Annotated in this window: 18 protein-coding genes; 6 read left to right on the top strand and 12 right to left on the bottom strand. The window is 33.9% G+C overall.

The annotated features are described in order from the left end of the window. Positions 1-192: 192 nt before the first annotated feature. Positions 193-1308 carry a fructose-1,6-bisphosphate aldolase/phosphatase gene (gene fbp / locus AD60_RS07620; RefSeq protein WP_103876938.1) on the bottom strand — a complete coding sequence of 372 codons (1116 nt, stop codon included), beginning with the start codon at positions 1306-1308 and terminating at the stop codon, positions 193-195. Positions 1309-1739: 431 nt separating this feature from the next. Here fbp and AD60_RS07615 point away from each other — a divergent pair, with 431 nt between their 5' ends. Together AD60_RS07615 and AD60_RS07610 are read left to right on the top strand one after the other, a co-directional pair. Further along, the gene (locus AD60_RS07615) at positions 1740-5000 is read left to right on the top strand and encodes a helicase-related protein (protein ID WP_103876939.1); all 3261 of its coding nucleotides are present in this window, start codon (positions 1740-1742) and stop codon (positions 4998-5000) included. After that, positions 4993-8379: an N-6 DNA methylase gene (locus tag AD60_RS07610; protein ID WP_103876940.1), complete on the top strand. Its 3387-nt coding sequence runs from the start codon at positions 4993-4995 to the stop codon at positions 8377-8379. The genes AD60_RS07615 and AD60_RS07610 overlap by 8 nt, the downstream gene beginning before the upstream one ends. Before the next feature lie 27 nt (positions 8380-8406). On the opposite strand, the gene AD60_RS07605 is transcribed toward AD60_RS07610, so the two are convergent. Further along, positions 8407-9678, bottom strand: coding sequence for an MFS transporter (locus AD60_RS07605; RefSeq protein ID WP_103927546.1), 1272 nt, complete (start codon positions 9676-9678; stop codon positions 8407-8409). 529 nt (positions 9679-10207) lie between these two features. Between AD60_RS07605 and AD60_RS07600 the strand changes: the two genes are divergently transcribed. Further along, on the top strand, positions 10208-11113 hold the full coding sequence (locus tag AD60_RS07600; RefSeq protein WP_103877191.1) for a tRNA-dihydrouridine synthase: 906 nt from the start codon (positions 10208-10210) through the stop codon (positions 11111-11113). Between the two features lie 3 nt (positions 11114-11116). Here the strand turns inward: AD60_RS07600 and AD60_RS07595 are convergent, their stop codons facing one another. The 6 genes from AD60_RS07595 to AD60_RS07570 form a co-directional block, all read right to left on the bottom strand. After that, positions 11117-11491, bottom strand: coding sequence for a flagellar protein FlaG (locus AD60_RS07595; RefSeq protein WP_103877190.1), 375 nt, complete (start codon positions 11489-11491; stop codon positions 11117-11119). 74 nt (positions 11492-11565) lie between these two features. Next, complete coding sequence (queA, locus tag AD60_RS07590) at positions 11566-12591, bottom strand: tRNA preQ1(34) S-adenosylmethionine ribosyltransferase-isomerase QueA (protein WP_103927545.1); 1026 nt, start codon at positions 12589-12591, stop codon at positions 11566-11568. Next, positions 12584-13582: a hypothetical protein gene (locus tag AD60_RS07585; RefSeq protein WP_103927544.1), complete on the bottom strand. Its 999-nt coding sequence runs from the start codon at positions 13580-13582 to the stop codon at positions 12584-12586. The genes queA and AD60_RS07585 overlap by 8 nt, the downstream gene beginning before the upstream one ends. Before the next feature lie 7 nt (positions 13583-13589). Further along, complete coding sequence (tsaE, locus tag AD60_RS07580) at positions 13590-14045, bottom strand: tRNA (adenosine(37)-N6)-threonylcarbamoyltransferase complex ATPase subunit type 1 TsaE (protein WP_255396825.1); 456 nt, start codon at positions 14043-14045, stop codon at positions 13590-13592. Further along, the gene (locus AD60_RS07575) at positions 14045-14695 is read right to left on the bottom strand and encodes an endonuclease III domain-containing protein (protein WP_103877186.1); all 651 of its coding nucleotides are present in this window, start codon (positions 14693-14695) and stop codon (positions 14045-14047) included. The genes tsaE and AD60_RS07575 overlap by 1 nt, the downstream gene beginning before the upstream one ends. 10 nt (positions 14696-14705) lie before the next feature. Beyond that, positions 14706-15668: a D-glycerate dehydrogenase gene (locus tag AD60_RS07570; protein WP_103877185.1), complete on the bottom strand. Its 963-nt coding sequence runs from the start codon at positions 15666-15668 to the stop codon at positions 14706-14708. 439 nt (positions 15669-16107) lie between these two features. Between AD60_RS07570 and AD60_RS07565 the strand changes: the two genes are divergently transcribed. The 3 genes from AD60_RS07565 (at position 16108) to AD60_RS07555 (ending at position 19937) form a co-directional block, all read left to right on the top strand. Beyond that, a complete protein-coding gene (locus AD60_RS07565) occupies positions 16108-17670 on the top strand; it encodes a dynamin family protein (RefSeq protein ID WP_103877184.1) in 1563 nt (520 codons plus the stop codon). A 69-nt stretch (positions 17671-17739) separates the two neighbouring features. Then, the gene (gene lepA / locus AD60_RS07560) at positions 17740-19560 is read left to right on the top strand and encodes a translation elongation factor 4 (protein WP_103927543.1); all 1821 of its coding nucleotides are present in this window, start codon (positions 17740-17742) and stop codon (positions 19558-19560) included. Positions 19561-19577: 17 nt separating this feature from the next. Then, on the top strand, positions 19578-19937 hold the full coding sequence (locus AD60_RS07555; RefSeq protein ID WP_103927542.1) for a hypothetical protein: 360 nt from the start codon (positions 19578-19580) through the stop codon (positions 19935-19937). A 33-nt stretch (positions 19938-19970) separates the two neighbouring features. Here the strand turns inward: AD60_RS07555 and uvrB are convergent, their stop codons facing one another. Genes uvrB through AD60_RS07535 form a run of 4 tightly spaced genes read right to left on the bottom strand, consistent with a single transcriptional unit; the run spans position 19971 to position 24795 of the window. After that, on the bottom strand, positions 19971-21947 hold the full coding sequence (uvrB, locus tag AD60_RS07550) for an excinuclease ABC subunit UvrB (RefSeq protein ID WP_103927541.1): 1977 nt from the start codon (positions 21945-21947) through the stop codon (positions 19971-19973). Between the two features lie 45 nt (positions 21948-21992). Beyond that, entirely contained in the window at positions 21993-23225 is a 1233-nt protein-coding gene (locus AD60_RS07545; protein WP_103927540.1) for a hypothetical protein, read from the bottom strand. Between the two features lie 20 nt (positions 23226-23245). Then, complete coding sequence (locus AD60_RS07540; protein WP_103927539.1) at positions 23246-24052, bottom strand: ATP-binding cassette domain-containing protein; 807 nt, start codon at positions 24050-24052, stop codon at positions 23246-23248. After that, positions 24043-24795, bottom strand: coding sequence for an energy-coupling factor ABC transporter ATP-binding protein (locus tag AD60_RS07535; RefSeq protein WP_103877178.1), 753 nt, complete (start codon positions 24793-24795; stop codon positions 24043-24045). The genes AD60_RS07540 and AD60_RS07535 overlap by 10 nt, the downstream gene beginning before the upstream one ends. Position 24796: the final 1 nt, after the last annotated feature.

The raw sequence follows: 24796 nt of genomic DNA, 5'->3' as shown, positions 1-24796 counted from the left end.
CTCCAGTTGAATTTGACATTTTATCTCCCTCTTTAAGCTTTTGAATATCATAATAAATATTCCACAAAGATTAAAATATATTACTTTAAAAAAATCAAGTATGTTATTAAATTTTTTAAAGTTATTGATTAATTTGCATAAAAAAAGTAACTCCCGCATGCTACTTCGGGAGTTACCTCATAAGAGAAATTATTATTCCAATTCTTCAAACCTTGTTTCAAGCTTTTCTAATACTCCTGGGAGGGTAGTATACTCCATCTCTTCAGGCGGAAGCCTATGTGGCTCGAAAGGACCTAGTACCCTTATGTAATCTGCCAATTCTAAAGCTTTTTTTCGAGCTAGGTCAAAAGCAGGATCATCAAACAAATCTATGGGACCGATAAAATTACCGTGACTTATCTGGAAGCCCGCTGCAATTACACGAGGTGGCCCATCAAATCGCGTACATTGAGCATCTTTGAATGAAACAGGCATTAAAGGGCCGGCATGTGAACCACGCATCCAACCGCTGACTAAATAAGGCACACTAAAAGGTTCTAACACCTCTCCCAAAGCCGGTAAACCCGATTGTGCTCTTACCAATGCTACTGGATCGTCTTTCCCTACATATTTTTCAGCGATAAAGAACAACTTTTCTGTGCTTACTACTGCAACGGGTTCATCTTTTGGTAAAGGGCTGGAATCCTTGGGGAAAATCCTTTTTATAACATATTTGCTTTTTGCACCTATCAAAGATAAGAAAAGATACAAATCCTCCGGACACTTGAGAAAAATTCTTTTTCTGTCTTTTATATTCCATACTTCAAATATGAAACCATCAATTAGCAAAGGATCTATAATCAATCCTGCAGTATTAAACGGGTCCGCAAAAATTTTGTATATGGGGAAGTTAAAAGAACCTGGTTCTGTTTTATCCATCATAAATGCAACTAAAGTTTCAGACCCCCGTTCTGTAAATTCCATTTCTGCTATACCTGGGCCCATTCCTTTAATATTTCCGCTAAATGCATCTGATAGCAAATCTTGCCCGGCACCGTGTAACTTTAACTCTTTCGCAATCTTGGTTGCTGCTTCAAAAGTTTCCCAAGCGAGTTTATGAATTTCTTCAGAATCGATCCCCCTTCGATGACTCATAAGTAGTTGTAAATCATCGCCTACGTGTAAAACTCTGTAATCTACCAACAATCCGTTTTCTTTTGCCTCCTGTAAGCACTCAGAGGCTTTTTCTTTAAGTTTGGGATGTACAGTTGAATGACCTGGAATCCCTCCAACATCCGCTTTAATTAAACTTACGGTAACTTTTTCCATCTTGCTATCACCTCCACCAGTAATTTATTAATGATATTTAGGAACTCAAAAACTTTTTGTGTGATGCTCCACCACTCTGCTCCCCCAATTATATTTTCTCAACCTTCAATTTAATTATATGTGAATAAAATTATATAGTCAAAGACGATTATTCCTGTTTATAGGCTATTATAACTATTTAGAGGCGATCCTGTGCAGCATGAAAAAAATTTCATAGAAATCATATTTGTTATAAAAATCGAAAAATTTTAAAAAGCTTTCTAATCAATTTTGTAAGAATGAAAAAATGATATAAAATAATACATAGAAAGAAACATGAAATATTTTCTATTTCGTAAAAAAAAGTTATCCTAAGGCTAAACGGTGGTCTAAAAACAGTGATTTTGTATTCAAATTTTATTAAAATACAAGGAAAGATGAGGTAATAATATATGAACAAAGAAAACGATCCCTATGCACTTTTTAACAGTCATGAAGTTGTGAAAGCAATGTCAGATCTAACGTTTATCACTAACGCACCCAATCAAACCCTTAAAGATAGATTTGAACAGTTAATAAAGGATTGTCAATCCTTCGATTGTTTAGTTGCATACTTTTATATAAGTGGATTCCATCTTATATATAAATCGCTAGAAAAAACTGAAAAAATCAAAATACTAATAGGAATTGGAACTAGTAAAGAAACTTACGATTTAATAAATGCACCAGGAAATCAAATTCTTTCACATTCAGAGACAAAACAAGAAGTAGAAAAGATGGTAGAAAGTGAGATGGGTGATTCTGAAGATAACCAAAATGTTGAAGAAGGGGTTCAAAAATTTGTTGAATGGATAAAAGATGGGAAATTAGAAATAAAGGCTTACCCCTCACAGAATATTCACGCAAAATTATACATTATGACTTTTAAAGAGGGAGACAGAGATGTAGGAAGGGTTATCACCGGCTCAAGCAATTTTACACAATCTGGACTGCTGAATAACCTTGAATTCAACGTCGAGTTAAAGAATCGCTCGGATTACGAGTTTGCAAAACGGCAATTTGAAGAGTTATGGAAAGATGCTATAGATGTCAGTGAGAAATATATTCAAACAATAAGCGAAAGAACCTGGCTCAATCAAACAATTACCCCATACGAGCTGTATCTCAAATTCCTGTATGAGTATTTTAAAGAAGAGTTAAGTAAAAGCGATGAAATCTTCTCTCAATATTATCCTGAAAATTTCAAAACTTTTGAATACCAAAAGCAAGCAGTTATAAATGCAAAAAGGATATTAGAAGAATACGGTGGAGTTTTTATTTCTGACGTAGTAGGTCTCGGTAAAACCTACATCAGTGCGATGTTAGCAGGACAGCTTGATGGTAGAACCCTTGTTATAGCTCCACCAGCTCTACTTAATAAAAACAATCCCGGTTCCTGGCAAAATGTTTTCGCAGATTTTCATCTCCCAGCCAATTTTGTATCAATTGGCAAAATTGACGAAGCAAAAAAATTAATAGAACAAAGAGAATATAAAAATATAATCATTGACGAAGCACATCGTTTCAGAAATGAGGCGAATATCAATTATGAAAAAATAGCCGAAATTGCACGTGGAAAAAGAGTTATCTTAGTATCTGCCACTCCCTACAATAATTCACCTAAGGATCTTCTCTCGCTTATTAAACTCTTCCAGAATACCAAAAAAAGCAATATCCCAGGTGTTACTAATCTAGAAGAGTTCTTTGGAAGACTTGAGAGTAAGTTAAAAAAAGTTGACCGTCAAAAAGATTACAACAAATTCTTAGAAATTACAAAGAGTAATGCAAAAGAAATCCGTGATAAGGTATTAAAATATCTAATGGTTAGAAGGACAAGAAGGGAAATCGAGAAATACTTTGCAGAAGATTTAAAGAAAAATAAAATAAAGTTCCCGGAAGTAGAAGATCCCAAACCGTTTTATTATCAATTAAACGACCATGAAGACAGCATTTTCATGGAAAGTATAAGACTAATAACCCAACAATTCAAATATGCCCGTTATACACCCTTGCTATATTTAAAAAAAGGTATAAATTCCCAACAAGAACAATCCCAAAAAAATATGGTCGGTTTTATGAAAGTTCTATTAGTAAAACGCCTTGAAAGTAGCTTCTATTCATTTAAAAAAAGCATAGAGCGATTCATCAACTACTACGAAATGTTTAATAAAGAATATAGAGAAGGAAGAGTATACATAAGTAAAAAGTATATAAACAAAATCTTCGAACTATCCGAAGCTGAAGATGACGAAATGATTCAGAAACTTATAGAACAAGGAAAAGCCGAAAAGTACGAAAGTAAAGATTTTAACCCAGAATTTGAAAGAGATCTTACCAAAGACCTTGAAATTCTAAAAAAAATAAGATCGATGTGGCAGTCTATAAGAAGGGACCCAAAGCTTGAAACCCTTCTTCAAAATTTGAAAAATCACAATATCTTGAAAGATAAGAAAATAATTATCTTTACAGAGTCAAAAGAGACTGCCGAGTATTTGAGTGAAAATATAAATAATTCTTTAGGTAAAATCGCCCTTGTTTTTCATGGAAATTCACCAGAAACTATTAAAGAGATAGTAATAGAAAATTTCGACGCAAGGGCAAAAAACCAAAAAGATGATTACAAAATACTTATCTCAACTGAAGTACTTTCTGAAGGCGTTAACCTACACAGGTCAAACATTGTAATCAACTATGACATACCATGGAACCCCACAAGGTTGATGCAAAGGGTAGGGAGAATAAACCGTATAGATACTAGGTTTAACAGGATTTATACATTTAACTTTTTCCCAACCATACAAGCTGATTCCCAAATAGAGTTAACAAACATAGCTCGTTCAAAAATAGAAGCATTTTTAACGTTACTAGGTGGAGACACCTCGATTCTCACCGAAGGAGAACCCGTCTCTTCTCACGAATTATTTAACAAATTACTCTCAAAGGATACGATTACACCAGAAGAAGAGGAAGAAAGTGAACTCAAGTATCTAAGATTAATTGAAGATATTCAAAAAAATAATCCCGAACTTTTTGAAAAAGTAAAGCACCTACCAAAGAAAGCACGTTCTGCAAAGGTACTTTCTGAATCGCTCAAAGACATAGCCTTTCCTCATTCCCTGATAACGTTTTTCAGAAAAGGCAAATTGATGAAATTCTATCTATCGAATAAAAGCAAACCAGCAAAAGAGACAGATTTTTTAACTGCCGCAAAAATTTTTGAGAGTACACCTGATGAAAAAAGAACGAATATTCCAACTCAACATTACTATGAACTATTAGATAAAAATAAAAGCTCATTCTATGATGCAACCATTGAAGAAATCATCGTTGACACACGCCAGAGAGGCTCTAAAAATGAAACCGAACTTCTCAAAATTCTAAAAGCTACCCAAAAAAACGCAAAACAACTCACAGAAGATCAGGAAGAATATCTTAATCAAATTATAACCAAGATTGAAGAAGGCGGTATACCCAAACAAACAGTGAAGAAAACACTCACTGCATTAAACAAGATATCCAAAGAGATACAAAATCCTCTAAAAGTAATAGGTGTTTTACAATGTGAAATCTCGCCAACCTTCTTTAAAAGCCACTATGTACAAACTGCTGCTGTAACAGAAGGTAAAAGGGAAGTAATATTATCACTGTTTTTAGGAGAGGGAAACGATGAATAAAGAACAAGCTAGAAATCTTGTAGTTAAAATTTTCGAAAATCCTTTCAATAAAGACAACTTTTCACTTTTCCTTAAAAATCTCTTGAAATCTTTTGAAGAGAAACCTTTTGTCTATAGAGGTAGCTATATTTCCCATGCATTTGAACCTTACATAAGTTCATTAGAAAGAATCGGTAAGTATTCATATGATGGCAAAGAAATCGATTTGCTAATCGTCCAGTTAAAAAAAGAAACCTCACTTGAGAGAGCTAGAGCTATGCAAAGAAACTTCATAGCTTGGTACCTAAAAGGGTCAAGAGGTGGGAAATTGAAAGATGCTGCTCTGGTTGCTTTTGTCTCACCAGAGAACCAAGATTGGAGATTTTCGCTAGTTAAGATGGATTATAGCTTTGACCTAAAAATTCCTGGGAAGGTCAAAGCCAAAGAAGAATTCACACCTGCAAAAAGATGGTCTTTCCTCGTTGGTAAAAATGAAAATAGCCATACAGCTCAAAGCAGGTTTATCCCAATACTAATGAACGATGAATACAAACCAACCCTTGAAGATTTAGAAGAAGCATTCAACGTTGAGATAGTAACAGATGAATTTTTCCAAAAATACAGAGATCTTTTTATCAGAACAAAATTAGAACTTGATAAAATCGTCGAGCAGAATCCAGAGGTAAAACAAGAATTTCAAACAAAAAACATAAGCACCGTTGACTTTACCAAAAAACTCTTATCTCAAATTACTTTCCTTTACTTCCTGCAAAAGAAAGGCTGGTTCGGGGTTAAAAAAGGCCAACCCTGGGGTACAGGCCAAAAGGATTTCATGAGAAAATTGTTCAACAAAGAATTTGGAGATTATCAGAATTTCTACAACGACATCCTAGAACCTCTCTTTTTCGAAGCATTAAGAACTGATAGAAGTGATGCTGACCATTACTTTAGCAGGTTTGACTGCAAATTACCATTTTTAAATGGTGGATTGTTTGATCCCATAAATAATTATAACTGGGTAGAAATCGACATAATGATCCCTGATAATCTTTTTTCAAATAGCGATAAAACGAAAGAAGTAGATCAAGGAGACGGTATACTCGATATCTTCGATAGATTCAATTTCACTGTAAACGAAGAAGAACCACTCGAAAAAGAAGTTGCCTTGGACCCTGAACTTCTTGGAAAAATCTATGAAAAACTAAATGCCATAAGAGAAGATAACTTCGATGAATATGTAAAAGTTTTGAAATCAGGAAAAAGAAGCTTAGAAACAAAATTCAACAAAGAATACGGCGTCTATTACACACCAAGGGAGATAGTTCACTACATGTGTCAAGAAAGTTTGATAAGTTATCTAGAAACAGAAATGCATGGCAAAGTTTTAAGAAAAGCTTTGGAAAAGTTTGTAGAAAAAGCTGATTCAGTTACTGAAATAGAAGCCATTGCTCTTGAAAAAGAAGAAAGAATCCAAGCAGGTGATCAGAAAACAACACGTTATGAAACACAAATTCCTGAAATCATAAGGCGAAACGCAAAAGAATTAGACCAACTACTCGCAAACATAAAAGTACTGGATCCCTCAGTTGGCTCAGGCGCCTTTCCAATCGGGATGATGCATGAGATAGTAAAAATGAGGAAACTGCTTTCCATTTATCTTGACAAAGAAGAAAAGACTTATAATTTTAAGCGATCTTGCATTGAAAACTCTCTCTATGGGGTCGATATAGATAATGGTGCAGTTGAAATATGCAAATTAAGGTTTTGGTTATCAATGATCGTGGATGAAGAAGAATTTCACAACATAAAACCACTACCTAATCTTGATTACAAAGTAGTTAGAGGAGATTCACTACTTAAAATAGAGAAAAAACTTTTAAATTTTAAGCTTTTCGAAGACTTAGAAAAAACCAAACCCTTGCTCTTTAGCGAGACTAGTCCTACCAAAAAGCAAGATTACAAAAATCAGATCGACGAACTCTTCAGCAAGATCACCAATGGAAATACTGAATTTGATATTGAGGTTTATTTCTCAGAGGTATTTCACCAAAAAGGCGGTTTTGATGTTGTGGTTGCTAATCCTCCATATATTCAACTCCAAAATGAGGGAGGTAAACTTGCCAAACTTTATGAAAAACTAAATTATGAAACCTTTGACCGAAAGGGAGATATTTACGTATTGTTTTACGAAAGAGGTATTCAACTACTCAAAGAAAAAGGCTTACTTTGCTTTATTACCTCCAACAAATGGATGCGTGCAGGATATGGAGAAAAACTAAGAAACTTTTTTTCTAGGTACAACCCGCAAATACTAATTGATTTAGGACCAGGCATCTTCGAAACAGCAACAGTAGATACTAATATACTTTTAATTCAAAAAAAGTCTAACGAGAAAAATCTGAAAGCTGTAACTTTACAAAGTGAAAATAACGAACCTATAAACATAACTGAACAGCTAAAAAGTCGCGGTGTCACACTTACTAATCTATCCAAAGATGCATGGTTTATCGGTTCAGCTGCTGAACAAAAACTGAAAGAAAAGATTGAAGGCATTGGTAAACCATTAAAAGAGTGGGATGTAAAAATTTACCGAGGTGTGCTAACTGGACTCAACGAAGCATTTATAATTGACAGCCAAAAGCGGGAAGAAATTTTGAACAATTGTAAGGACGAAGAAGAACGTCGTCGCACCGAAGCCGTTATAAAACCAATACTTCGAGGCAGGGATATCAAACGTTATTATTACGAATGGGCTGGATTGTGGGTGATAGGAACTTTTCCGGCATTACGATTAAACATTGATGATTATCCTTCTTTGAAAAAATATTTTCTTGACCACTTTGATATTCGACAACTAGAACAATCAGGCAAAAAATATCCAGAATTAGGTTTTAATGCCCGCAAAAAAACCAGCAATAAATGGTTTGAAACTCAGGACCAAATCGCCTACTACCACGAGTTTGAGAAAGAGAAGGTGGTGTGGCAAAGAATAACGCAAGAACCAACTTTTTGTTTAGTTGGATCAAACATTTTTACATTAGATAGCATGGCTTTTTTTACAGGAAACAATCTTAAATACATAATGGCAATCTTAAATTCAAAATTAATTTATAAATACGTTGAAATGATTGTTCATCAATATGGTTTTACGGGTTTTAGGTTATCTAACCAATACGTTGAGATTATGCCCATACCCCCCATCACTCCATCCAATCAATCCATCGTCCAGCAGATTGAAGAGTTGGTAGATAAAATCATTTCCGCCAAAAAGGAGAATCCTCTTGCGGATACCAGCCAATGGGAACAAGATATAGACAGACTGGTGTATTCGTTATATGGTTTAACAGAAGAAGAAATAGAGATCGTAGAAAAATATGTATATTTAAAAAACAACAAATAACAAAATGATTTTATCAAAAATCGACTTTTATACTTCTTCAGTAACAAGTTTAGGATTAAAGGTTTCTTCTGGTGCAATTCTTAAAAATAGGATGGTTACAATAGCTGATGCTATGCTTGCAAACAGTGCAATTTGATATCCCTTCATTAAATCTAAAAGAATACCATATATCTGCATACCAACAGGTACAGCTCCTTGCGTAATCAACCCCACAACCGTAAAAACACGAGATCTTACGTTGGTTGGTGTCATTTTTTGCATGTTGGTATCAATAGGTATATTTATAAAAGCATTGCTCACGCCTATTACCATAAGGTTTATGTATAAAATTATTAAGAAAGTCCATGATGCTCCTCCGAATGTGGTAACGATATTAGGAAAAAATAAACCTGAAATGATGAAAGACATGATAGCCTCTACTATTAAACCAAATGTCATCGATTTTTTGGGATTACTCTTATAAAAAATAGTACCAATTAAAATACTACCAATTAATATCCCCACGGTAAAAGAAGATTGAGTAATTCCATACTGTTCGCTTGTAAATCCGATTTCTTGCCTTAATACATAAGGAAGCACAATCGTAAGAATCGGTGCCATCATAAAATTGAGAACCAACGCAAATAAAAGCAATTCTTTCAAACCCTTTCTTACCTTTATAAAAATTAATCCCTCTTTTATGTCTGAAAACATAGATTTAAAGGATATTTTTTGCTTACTTTCATAATGAGGATGGTAAGTAATAAACATTTCGCTTATGGCAGAAATAACGAAAGAAATTCCATTTATAAGAAACACAACTTTTATTCCCCCAAATCCATATATGATTCCTCCAAGGATTGGTCCTATAATATTAGAAATACCATTTATTGAAGAATTTAGTGAATTAGCTTTTGTGAGGAATTCAATAGGGACTAAGTCCGGAAGCATCGCATTGGTTGAGCCGCCGAAAACACTGTCTAATATAGAAATAAATACTTGGGCAGTGAAGATAAAGGCGATGCTCATCCAACCTTGATAGGCAGAATATGCCATAAAAAGTATAATTATCCCTCGTAAATAGTCTGTATTCACCATAATTTTCTTTCGATTTCTTCGATCTCCCAAAACCCCTGCTATCGGTGAAAAAATTAATCCTGGAAGCGTGCTTAAAAGAGCAAATGTACCCATAAGGGTTCCAGAGCCTGTAAGATCAAGAATATAAAGAGGTAAAGCAATCATTTGTACGCCAGTTCCTATTAAAGATACAAGCCTACCTGCAGAATATAGCAAAAAGTTTCTTTTTTGCTCATTTGTCATAACATTTCCCCCTGTTTTGATCTTGTTATAATGCTTTTATGAACCTTAAAAAATTTAGATTTAGCGCCCCTTCGCCCCGCTCCCCACCCATTTAAGGGTAAAAGTGTCTACCCCATTAGCCCCGCTCCCCACCCATTTGAGGACGGGTGAGTAGGATTTCCCACAGCCCACCCTTATTCTTTTGCTTTCACAGTTTTCTTATGTTTTCGAGATAAACCTGCCATAATTCTTCAGATAGTAAATCATAAGCCGTGGGATAAGATTCTACCTTTTTAATTTTTTTCTGTAAACTTCTCAACATTTTTATAACCTCCTTTAATAATTTTAAACTAATTTCAAATATTTCAGAAAAATTATACCAGAATAAATAAAAATTGTCAAGTAAAATAATAAATAATTCAATAATTTTTATGTTTTACTAAAAATTCTTGAAATTATACATTGTATGTAGATTTAAAATTAGTGTATATACCTGTTTAACGAAAAAAGCTAAAATAAATTAGGAATAAGATTCAGGAGGAGTAAGTGGATGTTAGAAAATCAAATCGGTTTAGCTCCTATGGCGGATTATACGGATTATCCTTTTAGAGAGATTTGCAGAAGATTTGGAACGGATTTTACTTTTACTGAAATGATTTCAGTAGATTCCATAATAAGGGAAAATGAAAAGGTTAAAAAAATGCTTCCCCAACAGGGTGAAAATAATATAGGTGTGCAACTTTTTGGCAACGACGCAACAAAATTCGTTGAAGCAGCTAAAGCTGTCCAAGGTTTAGCTAATTGGATCGATATAAACGCTGCTTGCCCTGTTAATAAAGTGGTGAAAAAAGGTTCAGGGGCGGCTTTATTGAAAAATCCAAAATTATTGGGAGATATCATTTTTGCTCTTAAAAAGAGTATTGATCTGCCCGTAGGGGTAAAGGTAAGATTAGGATACGATCAAATAAATATAGAAGAAGTGGCTCAAACAGTCCAAGAAGCAGGTTCTGATTATATTATTGTTCACGGTAGAACTAGGCCACAAATGTACAGTGGTATTGCGAATAGAGAAGTAATGAAAAGGTTAAAGAAGAAGATCCGTATTCCTTTAGGAGCAAGCGGTGATGTGTTCAGTAAAAAAGATATAGATGATTATTTATTGAAGTATGGTGCAGATTTTGTTTTAGTTGCAAGGGGTGCTATCGGTAACCCTTGGATATTCACAAAGAATAATTATAATCCAACTTTAGATGAGAGAATAGATACTTGTTTAGAACATTTGGAACTTATGATTGAATTCTATGGTTCAGAGGTTTACGCAGTAAAAAAATTCAGAAAAGTATTGATGAAATACTTTTCTGGTATTGAAGGCGCAAAGGAAGTAAGAAGAAATTTACATCTACTTTTATCTTATAACGATGTCGCCGAACTGATTAATAAAACATTAAAACATTAATAATTATGCTATTTCATCAAGTAATATCCCTTGAACATCGTTTAAGGCTTTGGCAAGTTTCACGGACACTTCAGGTGGTATCTGCCTTATAATTTGCTTGCTATCTTTATCTATAATTTTTACAACAATAATATCCAAATCCCTTTCTATTTCAAACTTTGCCTCTCCTTTGAATATTTTGGATAACTTTTTTAATCTATCTTCAATTATCTTAGTAACTTTGTCAAGTTCGTCTGGCATAACCTCTTCTTTTTGGATCGGCTGGTTTGAATTTTCAGGATTTCTTTGATTGGCACTCGCCATTTCAATGTGCTGTCTATTGGTTATAGGATTGTTAATCAAAAAGTCTTCTTTTCCCCCAATATTTGATATTCCCATATTATCACCCAACCTTCAAAGTTTTAGTCACTTTTTTATCGTCTAAGATTTAATAAACTTTAATATTAAAAAAATCAAATTATGAACATAGCATCTCCAAAAGAAAAGAACCTATATTTCTTTTCTTTAGCAATTTGATATGAGTTCATAATAAAATCTTGACCAGCAAATGCTGAAACTAGAAAAAGAAGTGAAGATTTCGGTAGATGAAAATTGGTGATCATGGCATCTATTATTTTAAATTCAAATGGTGGGTAAATATATAGATCTGTTTTACCTGCGAGTTTGTCAGGATTTCTGGCAATCGATTCGAGCGTTCTAACAACGGTTGTTCCTGTGGCTATGACCCTTTTACCTTCAGCTTTAGCTCTAACTATATCGCGAAGTACACTTTTTGGCACGGTATAATACTCTTCATGTATTTGGTGGTTCCTTATGTCTGCCTCTTTAACCGGTCTAAAGGTTCCTAAACCCACATGAAGAGTGATTTCAGCGAATCTAACACCGTAATCGGTGAGCTCTTCTATCAGTTCTTTGGTGAAATGCAAACCAGCGGTTGGTGCAGCCACAGCACCATCGTATTTTGCGTAGGTAGTTTGATATTTTTCAGGATCGTCTATCTGTTTCTTTATGTAGGGCGGTAAAGGGACTTCGCCAATTCTTGGCAATTTTGAGAAAAAGTTGGGATCGTCAAATTCTAAAATTCTAGAGCCATCTTCCAAATGTTCTACTACGGTGCAAACTAAATCATCTTCAAAGATAAGTTTGTTGCCTTTTTTTATCTTTCCACCAGGCTTTACCAAAGCTTTCCATGTTTTATCGTTTCCATTTTTTTCTAAAAGTAAAACTTCAACTTTTGCACCTGTTTCCTTTTTGCCGTACAATCTTGCCGGGATAACCCTGGTATTATTTAAAACAAGCAAATCGCCGGGGCGTAAATAATTTTTTATATCCTTAAAAACTTTGTGTTCGATACTTTTTACTCTTCTATTTAGCACCATCAACTTACAGCTATCTCTTGGTTCAACAGGTTCTTGGGCTATAAGCTCTTCAGGTAACTCGTAGTCATATTGCTCTAAGTCAAAGCTCTGTTCACTCATCAAAAAACCTCCGAAATTCCAGTAATTTGTCTTTATCAAACTGATATTCATTAAATTTATCCTGTGAAATCATGTAATAACCATGTCTATTACTCAAATGAACGATCAGTTCATCTGCAGGTGATTCAAAGTAAATCCTCTTTTTTTCTGACATTTTCTTTAAAATATCCTTGTCTTCTTCGTTTTTTAAAACGTATTCAATGTTTCTATCGAATACTATTATTGCAGGAAAAAACGTTATATTTTCTATGTAGAGATTATCTAACAAATCAACCAATCTAAGTATACTATCTTGATTGTTGTACCTTACAACGTTGCTGCCATCTATAATAACGCCTTTAATCGATTTCCTGCTCATGAGTCTATAATGGTAGTAAGATATATTTTTCAATTGAAGTTCCACCATCTGTTTTTCGTAAGGACCTAAACTCCTAAATAACTCCTTGATTTTTTTGTACAACGAGATCTTTGTATCGATAGGATCAATGCTTAGAATCTCGTCTATGAGGTCTTGTACAAAGGGAGTTTTCACATCTAAAGGTATGTATGTTATTAGTGCGTATAAGTCTATAAAATCCTTAAAATCCAGTCTTTTCAATATAACTTGAGGATTGTAGAACTCCACCCCGTACTTTTTTAGTTTTTCATTGTAGCCACCTGGTGGAAACTTATCTGGAAAAAGTAAAAATTTCAGGTTCTCAATCGTTTCTTCTTTTAACTTGTAATAACTTTTTAAATCATTGAATCTATTCTCTTTCGGTTTTTTTAAAATATGCATTATCAGAAATTGAAAATCGTTTATATGTTTTTTTGGTATTTTTAGTTCGGCGTCTTTTCCTAAAACTCTGTAAACCCAAAACATCTTCCTTTCGTTTAATTCTCGAGGCTTTCTGATAATGCTATGAGCCTTTTCAACTATTTTTCTTGCTTTTTGGCTATGTTCTTTGTAATCTTTTTCTGAGATAACGTTATAAATTCTTTGAATTGACACAAAACTACTACTCCTTTTCTATATTAGCCTCCATCTCTTTGTACTTTTCACCAAAGCCTTCGATTTTTACATCCCTATACTTAATATCTTCATTGTACGAAATATGGATCTCCAATCTTTCTTCGGGGGTTAAATAATCCAAGAAGTCTGCCCATTCAATTATATATATCCCCTTAGGATCCAAAAAGATATCCAAATATTCTATCTCTTGAGGATCGTTCAACCTATACAAATCAATGTGATATATTGTTGGATTTGTATTATATACCTTTACTAAAGAAAAAGTAGGGCTTGTCACATTTATAGGGCTTTTGCTCAAGCTGTTAACAATATACGATGTTAACGTTGTTTTCCCCGTTCCCAAATTGCCGAAAAGTAATAATTTTGCACCTGGAAAGATGTATTTAGAAATAGTCGTTCCAATTTTTTGGATTTGTTTAAGGTCAAGTTTGTTGTAAGATATTATAGGTTATTCACTCCCCAATTACATTTTTCTTTTAGAAAACACTCAGAGCATTTAGGCATCTTTTTACAGTAAACCTTTGAGTGCTTAACTATCAAGGCATGGTATTCGTTGTAAAGTTGAACGTCTTTTCTTAAGTTTTTCTCGAAGAAATTTTGAAACTCGTCGTATTCTTTGCCTGATATTAAACCTAATCGTGAAAACATTCTCTTTGTATAAGCATCTATCACAAAAACTGGCATTTCAAAAGCGTATAAAAGGATAGAATCAGCGGTTTCTTTCCCTATGCCTTTTATACTTAACAGTTCTTCCCTTAAAGAGGTTACACTTTTATCTTTAATCTTATCTATATCATAATTATATTTTTTTAACCATTCTAAGAAGTTTTTCAAACGTTTACTTTTGAGATTGTAAAAACCCGAAGATCTTATCAATTGAGCTAAATCTTTTTCTTTGATTTCAGATAGCTTTTGTGGTTCTAATAAATCACCTTGTTTCATATTTTCGATAGATTTTTCGACGTTATTCCAAGAAGTATTTTGGGTTAAAATAGCCCCCACAGTTACTTCAAACCAATTATCTGCGGGCCACCAATGCTGTGGACCATAATAATCGTAAAGACCCTTGTATATTTCATAAACTCTATTCAATATTTAATTTCTACCTCCATACTAGATGTTCAGGTGTTTCTCCTTCCAAAGCTTGTATTATATCTTTCGCTACCATCTGTGCCATTCGACTTCTTGTCTCGTGTGAAGCAGATCCAATGTGGGGTGTTAGTACTACGTTATCCAAATCTTTTAATCCAGGTGTTAACTGTGGTTCATTCTCATACACATCTAACGCCGCTCCTGCAATCTCTTTATTTTTTAATTTTTCGTATAACGCTTCTTCATCTATCACTGGACCTCTTGCCGTATTAATAATAAAGGCAGATTTCTTTAACAGCGATAATTTTTCTCTATCCAACATATGATGAGTCTCGTCAGTCAAAGGCACATGTAAACTCACATAATCAGAAGCCTTCAAAAGTTCATCCAACGGTAAATAAGTGGCGTTCAAAGCCTTTTCTTTTTCACTGGAAGGGCGATGACGTTGATAGTAATAAACCTTCATATTGAACCCTATTGCCCTTCTGGCAACCGCTTGGCCTATACTTCCAAATCCTATAATACCTAATGTTTTACCGTATACATCGGTTCCAAGAAACAATTCAGGCTTCCAACCATCAAAACTACCTTCTCTTGTAAAGGCATCAGATTCAACGATCCGCCTGGCAACAGCTAACATCAACGCCCAGGCTAAATCAGCGGTGGTTTCGGTCAATACATCAGGGGTGTTAGTTACATATATTCCAAACTCTTTTGCCTTTTGGATATCGATGTTGTTGTACCCAACAGCATAGTTTGAAACAATTTTTAATCTATCCTTACCTGCTTCTAACACTTCTTTATCAATTGGATCTGCCAACATCGTAATTAATGCGTCAGATTCTTTTGCTATTTCTTTTAGTTCTTCTTTGGTGAGTAGCTTATCCTTAGGATTAACCCAAATATCGTACTTACTTTTCAACAAATTAATACCAGTTTCCGGGATTTTGTAGGTTATTGAGACTTTTTTCATTTTTGAGCCTCCTAATTGGGATTCTGTATTTTTCGCAATTTACCCCTTGAACATTCTAGAATATTCATTTTAATTATATCATAATAAAAAAACAAGCAATAAATTTTGCTGCTTTGTGCAAAATGCTTTTTGCCGCTTTATGCAAAAGTTTTATTCGTAATTCTCTAAAAACTCTTTCCATATTCTCGTCTGCGAAGCAAAAGAGGTACCACGCAAATGAGGTATAACCTAAAGTTAAACAAAAAAACAGTTTAGTTTAACTTCCAACTAACTAATATTTACTTATTTAACCTAAAACAGAAAATGGTCTAAAAAAACGTCTGTCGACCTCCAATAAGGTAAAAAACCCAGGGGATCGACAGACATGTGTTAAGCAGTAAAAAATCAATGACATATGTAATATAATTAAGTTGAATTCAAAAATAAGAGGTGGGGTTTTATGGGTATACCTTTAGTTAGCGATAAATTCAAGAAAGAAGAATCACAGTTAAAAACCTTGTTGAACGAATATTCAGATATGATAGATAGAAATTCTTTTTTGGTGAAAGATAAAATTGATGAAGTAAAAAAAGAATTTGAAACACTTTTCAATTTCGTGGTCGTAGGTAAAGTTAAAGCTGGTAAAAGTAGCTTTTTGAATGCTTTACTTGGAATTAAAGAAGGAGAAGAAGATATCTTTGAGGTTGGGCCAGGACCTCAGACATCCAAAATAACAATTGTTCGAAAAGGTGAAGGTAACGTTGAAACAAAAGGTGACATAGTTACAATCTACAAAGATTTGGACTCTTTGGAAGGAATAGAAATAATAGATACCCCAGGAACGGACACAATAATGGAAAAACATGAAAAGATAACGAGAGATTTTTTGGAAAATAGTAATCTGATAATGTTTGTTTTTGACTCAAAAAATATTTATACAAAAAGCGATTGGGATTTAGTCGAAGAGATTATCAAGAATCTAAACAAAGATGTGATTTTTATTCTCTCCCAAAAGGATAGAGCTTCACAAGAAGAGATAGAAATGGCTAAAAAAGAACTTATAAATAGATGCAACAAAATAGATTTGAAAGATCCCAAAATCTTTTTAACCTCTGCTAAGCTAGAAATTGAGTCTAAAGATGATAGTGGGTTCCAACAGGTTAGAGATTACATTTTTAACGAAATAGGTAGTCATGATAAGAAAAGAATGAAGTTGAAAACAATCATAGGCAAAATTAGGCATTCCATTAACCTAAATAGCAAACTTTTAAATGAGAAAATTGGAGAATTGGAAGTTCGTAAGAGATATTATGAAAATGTTCAATTGTTTTTGCAAGAGAATCAATCTTTTTTGAATATAAGGTTGGAATCAATTAATGATTCTCTTACAAAATATTACTCAAGTAAGTTAACTGATTTGAAGAGTACGATCTTACAGTTTTATAAAACTCAGAAAAAAGTCAAAGAATTGGTCGAGCATGAGATTACTAAATTCAAAAAAGAGGTATCAAATACATTGGAAGAGAGAATAAAAAGAGAAATTTCGTATATTATAGGTGAAGAAAAAAGAAGAGTAGATAAATTTTTTGATAAGGAAGAAGTTATAGATAGATTAGGAAAGAATTCTTTCTTAAATGAAAAGTTAAAATCTGATGTTGATAAATTTTTTGATGATTTTCAAGGAGACTTAGAAAACGAAATCAATACAATTTTAGATAGTGCCTTTAAAACAGTAACATTTAAAAACAAAAGTTTGTTGAACAGGTTCTATATATTAGGAAGTGTTCAGAAGAGATTGGATAATGAAATTTCTAGTCAAATGAAGGCTTTAGAAAATACACTTAGAACTAATGTTGAATCTTTTTTAAATAGCTTAAAAGTTAAAATGCAAACAAGTATGTTTGAAAACTACGAAGCATTTAAAAAGGAGATTAATAAACTGGAGCATTTCAAAGATCTAAAGGGAAAAATTGATGAATACTCAAGACAATTGGAAGATATAGAGTTATCTATCAGTGACTAGCCTTTTTAGTTTGTCTTTTTTATGGTATAATATTTCTATATTTTTAGGTTTGTGGAGGTGCTTTCTTTTTTGTTTGATCCTAATTTTATTAGAAATATAGCAATAATTGCACATATTGATCATGGAAAAACAACTTTGATGGATAGAATACTGGAATTGACCCATTCCATAGACGAAAGAAACATGAGAGAACAGTATTTAGATTCAATGGACCTTGAAAGAGAGAAAGGAATTACTATCAAATCACATCCAGTCAAGGTTTTTTATACTGGAAAAGATGGAAATGAATATGAGTTGAACATTTTGGATACACCTGGGCATATTGATTTTACCTATGAAGTTTCAAGAAGTTTGGCTGCGTGTGAAGGAGCTATTTTACTGGTTGATGCCACTCAAGGCGTTCAAGCCCAAACGGTTACTAACACGTATTTGGCGTTAGAAAACAATTTGGAGATCATAGGTGCAGTAAACAAAATAGATCTTCCAACCGCAAATATAGATGAAACAATGTTGGAGATAAATGATTTGGTTGGTATAGAAGCAGATTCTATAGTCCCTATTAGTGCTAAAACTGGAGAAGGCGTTACAGAGTTACTGGAATTGATTATTCAAAAGGTCCCTTCACCCCTTAGCAAAGGCAATACTTCAGACAAGTTGAAAGGTTTGATCTTCGATGCTAAGTACGATAAATACAAAGGGATCATCGTTTATTGTAGAATATTTGGTGGAAAGGTAAAAAAAGGCGATAAGATTAAATTAATGGCATCTAATGCGACCTATGAAGTTATCGAGGTCGGGATCTTTCACCCAGAGATGATCGAGACAGAGGATCTGTCTGCTGGCGAAATAGGTTATATAGTAGCAGGAATAAAAGATATTGAGCAAGCAAGAGTAGGAGATACAATTACTGATGCACTGAATCCCATAGAAAAACCTCTTCCAGGGTACAAAGAAGTAAAACCGATGGTCTATGCTGGACTTTATCCAGGTTTACCTGAGTATTATGAGGAATTAAGAAAGGCACTAGAAAAGTTGAAATTGAATGATGCCTCTCTGGTGTTCACACCCGAAAGTTCCCCCGCTATGGGATATGGTTTTAGGGTAGGTTTTTTGGGCTTACTTCACATGGAAGTTGTTAAAGAACGTTTGCAAAGGGAGTTTGAACTTGCCGTTATCCTTACTGTTCCGAGCGTAATTTACAAGGCTAAGCTAAAAAATGGGGAAGAAATAGAAATTACAAATCCTTCAGAGTTTCCTGATGAAGATTTGATAGAGAAAGTTTACGAACCTTTTAGCAAGTTGGATATTATCACGCCGCCTAATTATATGGGAGATTTAATCAATCTTGCTCAAGTCGAAAAAAGAGGTAATTTTTCTCATGTATCAAATGCAGGTAAGAATAGGGTGGTTTTACATTTTGAGATTCCTTTGGCTGATTTGATCTTCGATTTTTTCGATAAGATGAAGGCTATTAGCAAAGGTTATGCCTCTATGGATTACGAGATAACTGGGTACAAAGAGTCTAATTTAGTGAAGTTAGAAATTTTAATAAATAGAGAGAAAGTTGATGCTTTATCTTACGTAGTTCATGAGAGTCAGAGTTATACACTTGCAAGAAAATTAGTGGATAAATTAAGGGATTTAATTCCCAGACATCAGTTCGAGATACCTATCCAAGCATATTGTAAGGGTAAGATAATAGCGAGATCCACTATTAAAGCCTTAAGAAAAGATGTCCTTCAAAAGTGTTATGGTGGAGATGTGACGAGAAAGATGAAATTGCTAGAAAAGCAAAAAGAAGGTAAGAAAAGGATGAGAGAGATTGGCAGGGTCAATATTCCTCAAGAAGCCTTCCTGGCTTTGTTGAAGGTTAACGAAGATGAAGAATAAATTTGGAGGTGTCAAAGTTGGCAGGAGATTTCAAAGAAGAAAAGAGTAAGAGAACAAATATCTACAGAATAATCTTATGGATTGCCGGATTAACTTCTTTATTTGTGTTTACTCTGGTTATTAACCAACCATGGATTCTTTTTGCTATAACCATAGTAGCTCTTTTAAGTCAAGAGTGGTTGTTAGCATTTATTATTACTGGTATAAGAGGATCAGGCATTTTTGGGGTCATGGGAAATGTTGAAATGTTGTGGGTTACATTATGTATATTTTTTATATTCATTTGGGGACTTTTCAGATTTTTCTTTGATACTGATAGATTTTTGAGAAAGAAGGTAAGAAGTTTACACGTAAATCAAAAAAAAGAAAAGGTGTAGAATTCCTACACCTTTTTAAATTGTTTTTTAGAGTCAATTTTGCTTTATGTTGTATTTTCTTTTTATCCTTTTGATCTCGTCTCGGTATCTTGCTGCTTCTTCGTATTTTAATTCGGAGGCTGCTTCGTACATTTTTTCTTCCAGTAAGGCTAAGTAGTCATCTGGAGAGAGATTTTCCTGTACGGTGAATATATAATCTTCTTCTTTTACCTCGTTATCTTTGAATGGTGCAAATATATCTTCCGGTAATTTTTTAATGATACTTCGGGGGATAATGTTGTTTTCTTTATTATATTGAATCTGTATTTCTCTTCTTCTATTCGTTTCGTCGATGGCGGTTTTCATAGCCTCCGTTATTCTGTCTGCGTATAGTAATACCTTTCCTTGAACGTTTCTTGCAGCCCTACCAATCGTTTGAATCAATGTTGTTTCAGATCTTAAAAATCCCTCTCTATCTGCATCCATTATGGCAACAAGAGAAACTTCCGGTAAATCTAGCCCTTCCCTTAGTAAGTTTACACCAACAACTACTTCAATTTCCCCGTTTCTTAGCTTTTTCACTACCTCTGACCTTTCAATTGTATCGAGTTCTGAGTGTAGATACAGTGATTTAATGCCCATTAGGTTCAAATGGTCCGAAAGAATTTCTGCATCTTTCTTCGTCAAAACCACCGCTAGAGCCCTTTCTCCTCTTTCTACGACCTCTTTTACTTCGGATATGAAATCGTCCACTTGCCCTTCCGTAGATTTTACTTCAACCTTTGGATCCACAAGTCCTGTAGGTCTAATAATTTGTTCAACTATTTGGTCTGATACTTCCATTTCAAATGGACCTGGGGTAGCTGATACAAATATAATTTGATTGGTTCTTTCTAAAAACTCTTCGAATCTTAAAGGTCTGTTATCCAAGGCAGACGGTAGCCTAAATCCGTAGTCAACAAGGTTTTTCTTCCTCGCGTAATCTCCTCTGAACATTGCTCTTAACTGTGGAACGGCAATGTGGGATTCGTCGATAAAGGCAATAAAATCATCGTCGAAGTAATCCAAAAGAGTCCACGGAGGGTCTCCGGGATTTCTTCCATCGAAATACCTTGAATAATTTTCTATCCCTTTACAGTATCCTAATGTTTGAAGGAATTCTATATCTTGTCTTACCCTTTGTTCTATTCTTTGAGCTTCTAAAAGTTTTCCTTCCCTTTTAAAATATTCTATTTGGGTTTGCAGATCGGCATTTATTCTTTCAATAGCCGAAAAAATCTTTTCCTGACTGGTTACAAATTCTTTCGCTGGATAAATAGTAATTTTGTCAAATTCTTCTATTATAGTTCTGTTGAGTACGTCTATGGCTTCGATCTTTTCAACTTCGTTATCAAAAAAAGTTACTCTTATTCCAAAATCTTCGTAAGGAGGGAATATTTCTAAAACATCACCTTTCCATCTAAACGTCCCACCAAGAAAATCTTTTTCTTGCCTTGTGTATTGCATTTTCCCAAGTTTAACAAGGATTTCTCTTCTAGAATACTCTTCATTCACTCGCAAATAAAGGTTTATGTTTGAAAAGTCATCAGGGTTTCCCGAGGCATAAATAGCTGAGACACTGGAAACTACGATTACGTCTCTTCTTGTTAAAACTGATTTTAACGTCGAAAGCCTCATTTTGACTAAAATATCGTTTATGTCTGCATTTTTTTCTATGTATATGTCTCGAGAAGGGATGTAAGCTTCTGGTTGGTAGTAATCGTAATAACTTATAAAAAATTCTACTCTATTTTCTGGAAAAAACTCCTTGAATTCGTTATATAGTTGAACGGCTAAGATTTTATTCGGAGAGAGCACTAAAGTTGGTCTATTCACTTTTGCAATAATATTAGCCATTGTGTAGGTTTTACCAGATCCTGTTACACCTAATAAAGTTTGAAATCTATAATCTTTATTGATTCCAGAAGAGAGTTCTTCTATTGCCTTTGGTTGATCTCCTTGAGGTTCGTATTCTGATCGGATCGTAAACATAAAAAACACACCTCCATTAAACCTCTGCCCGTGATTCCAAATATATTAAAATCTAAATGTAACTCCAGCACTGATTTTGAAATCATTTGTCGATTCGATATTACCTATTTCTTCTATAGGAAATAAGAAATTGTATCCGGCCTCTAGATATAGCCCAAAGGTTTCGCTAAAATAATAATTATACTCGATAACTGGTGTGAGTTTAAAGTAAAGAGCCGATGCATCATCAGAAGCTGTAACACTTTTAAACCCTACTAAGATCCCAAACAAAAGGGTTGCATCCGTTTCTGCCATTTCCAATAGATAGTTAAGATAACCTAATTTGAAATCAATATCACCATCAATAGTATTTTCATCGAACAAAAACACAAAAGAGAATCCAGTATATAAGTGTTCATAATCATCGATTCCTACTTCGAATCCTATACCGTTTTTTTTGAAACCTTCGTTCGCGTAAAATATTCTTGTGATGGTTCTTATAGGAGAGAGACTTGGATTTTCTAATACGTAAACATTTTGATCTTGGTAGTTGAAATTTTTAGGTGTTTCCAGTATTTTGAGTAAACTGTTATTATTCCAAACTTCTTCAGCTATTAATTTGCCACCGTGAAGGTCATAAAACTCTCCATTTAGTTCTTTGCTGATTACAAATTCGAACATCATGCCCTTTCTTATTCCAACGTTTCTTCCTGCATCTATATGAACATAATTATTTTCTTTAGCTACAATGTTTGCCCTTATTTTAAAAAGTTTGTTCAGCTCTGTGGCGATAAACGAAGCAAGATTATTTGCAGCGGATCTTCTTGAATAGTATAATGCTTCAAAATTGCTGGTACTAGCATTTATATATGAGGTACCACTTGAAGTATGAAGTTTGGAATAGATATTTTCTCCAGTTGAAATTTTGACAACGTTGATCTTTGCTATTATACGGTACTCCCACCATGTTAACTCTTTGCTTCTTTCTAAGTTAGGAAAGCTTTCAAGTATTTGAATATAAACTAAAAAATCCATCTCTAGATTTTTCTTGATGTAATTTTCGTTTTTGAGCATTTCTCTAAGATTTTCTAATAGCAGATCATCTTTTGTTAATACCTTATACTTTCCTTGTTTTTCTAGATTATTTTTTAAATATTGTTCCACCAAGGAGCCAATACTGGAATTACCTTCTGTGTATATCAAGAAACTTCTTCTTAGATCGATAACCCGGCTCGACTGAGAAAAAAGCTGTAATAAAAAGATAGAAACAAAAATGGATAAGATAAGAATCTTTTTCATTTTTCATCATCCCCTCGATTTTAAATCGATGAAATTTTTTCAGCTAATTCCTTTTTCCCTGTTTTTATAGCACATTTATACAGTTGCATCTTTTCAGTTAATATTATACCAGCTTCCCACAGAGTATTTTCATCCAACAAAACAAAATCGTCAAAATTACCTTTAAAAGCTTCTTCTCCGTTTTTCAATAACAGTATTTTAGGTTTCAAACTGGCGAATTCGTCTATCCAGTGAGTTGATATTATTATGGTCTTTCCCAAGTTGTGAAGTTCTTTTATAAGGTTGAATATAGAAGTTTTTGTCAGGTAGTCTAATCCTACAGTGGGTTCATCAAAGATTATATAATCAGGGTTATAGGAGAGAACAGAGATAATCGCTACCTTTCTCATTTCTCCACCTGAGAGCTCAAATGGATTTTTTTCAAGGTATGATTCGGGTAACTTTACCAATTCTAAATAGTACTTTAGTAAATCCTCACTTAGTTGAACCCCAAAATTTTTTGGTGCAAACATTATTTCTTCTTTGATGGTAGGAAGAAAAAATTGGGATTCAGGGTATTGAAAAACAATGCCAATTTTCTTTCTGATATCTTTTATGTTGACCTGTTTGTCTTTTGTGGATAATCCTTCAACTAATAAACTTCCTTGTTGAGGAGTTAGTAATCCGTTCATTAAACTTATCAATGTAGTTTTTCCGGATCCTGTATGTCCCACAAATAACCACAAATCCCCTTTTTTAATTTCCAGATTTATATTTGTTAGGCCTGTCTTTTGAAAAGGTGTATTCAATGCGTAAGTAAAACTTACATCTTCAAGTATTATCGACATATTTCATCAACCAACTTTTTTAAATCGGTATTGAATACTCTTTTTATTTTTTCATTGAAAGGTAGCTCTGATTGGATAACTTTATTCTTGTAAAATTGATCTTTTTCCCCTTCATAAACAATCTCTCCATCGTTGAGAGCAATGATTTTGTCTACATATTCCAGGTCAGAAGAATGATGAGAAGCTATTATAATTGTTTCTCCTATTTCCCTGAGATTGTGTATAACTTTGTAGATTTCATTTCGACCTTTTGGATCTAACATTGAAGTAGGTTCATCCATGAGTATAATCTCAGGTTCCATAGCAAGGATGGATGCTATTGCAAGTCTTTGTTTCTGCCCTCCAGATAATGCATTTGGGTCTGCGTGGTTCAAGCCCTCTAACCCTACTGTTGAAAGGGCCCACTCGATCTTTTCAAGCATCTTTTCCCTTGGGACCCCTATGTTTTCCAACCCAAAAGCCACATCCTCTTCAACCGTGACCCCTATAATTTGATTTTCGGGGTTTTGAAAAATATAACCTACATTCATTCTATTACTTTCATCCAATTTTTGATCTTTGATAATTACTTCTCCCTCTTGAGGAGATAAGATACCACATAGAAGCTTTAGAAGCGTAGATTTCCCGCTTCCATTACTTCCAACTAAACCGATAAACTCACCTTTCTTAACGTCTAAATTTATATTTGTTAGTACTTTTTTTTCATAATAACTGAAAGAAAGATTTTTGCATCCAAAAAACATC

It is taken from the genome of Petrotoga sp. SL27, from assembly GCF_002924605.1.
Taxonomy (GTDB): domain Bacteria; phylum Thermotogota; class Thermotogae; order Petrotogales; family Petrotogaceae; genus Petrotoga; species Petrotoga sibirica.
The sequence above is the reverse complement of the archived record's forward strand: the minus strand, read 5'-3'. Positions and strand labels throughout refer to the sequence as shown.

Excerpts from the sequence above, each read along its gene's own strand:
- AD60_RS07570 (WP_103877185.1), bottom strand. The coding sequence starts at position 15,668 with ATGAAAAAAGTCTCAATAACCTACAAAATCCCGGAAACTGGTATTAAT.
- AD60_RS07565 (WP_103877184.1), top strand. The coding sequence starts at position 16,108 with ATGGGTATACCTTTAGTTAGCGATAAATTCAAGAAAGAAGAATCACAG.
- AD60_RS07545 (WP_103927540.1), bottom strand. The coding sequence starts at position 23,225 with ATGAAAAAGATTCTTATCTTATCCATTTTTGTTTCTATCTTTTTATTA.
- AD60_RS07610 (WP_103876940.1), top strand. The coding sequence starts at position 4,993 with ATGAATAAAGAACAAGCTAGAAATCTTGTAGTTAAAATTTTCGAAAAT.
- fbp (WP_103876938.1), bottom strand. The coding sequence starts at position 1,308 with ATGGAAAAAGTTACCGTAAGTTTAATTAAAGCGGATGTTGGAGGGATT.
- queA (WP_103927545.1), bottom strand. The coding sequence starts at position 12,591 with ATGAGTGAACAGAGCTTTGACTTAGAGCAATATGACTACGAGTTACCT.
- AD60_RS07535 (WP_103877178.1), bottom strand. The coding sequence starts at position 24,795 with ATGTTTTTTGGATGCAAAAATCTTTCTTTCAGTTATTATGAAAAAAAA.
- AD60_RS07605 (WP_103927546.1), bottom strand. The coding sequence starts at position 9,678 with ATGACAAATGAGCAAAAAAGAAACTTTTTGCTATATTCTGCAGGTAGG.
- uvrB (WP_103927541.1), bottom strand. The coding sequence starts at position 21,947 with ATGTTTACGATCCGATCAGAATACGAACCTCAAGGAGATCAACCAAAG.
- AD60_RS07540 (WP_103927539.1), bottom strand. The coding sequence starts at position 24,052 with ATGTCGATAATACTTGAAGATGTAAGTTTTACTTACGCATTGAATACA.
- AD60_RS07615 (WP_103876939.1), top strand. The coding sequence starts at position 1,740 with ATGAACAAAGAAAACGATCCCTATGCACTTTTTAACAGTCATGAAGTT.
- AD60_RS07595 (WP_103877190.1), bottom strand. The coding sequence starts at position 11,491 with ATGGGAATATCAAATATTGGGGGAAAAGAAGACTTTTTGATTAACAAT.
- AD60_RS07600 (WP_103877191.1), top strand. The coding sequence starts at position 10,208 with ATGTTAGAAAATCAAATCGGTTTAGCTCCTATGGCGGATTATACGGAT.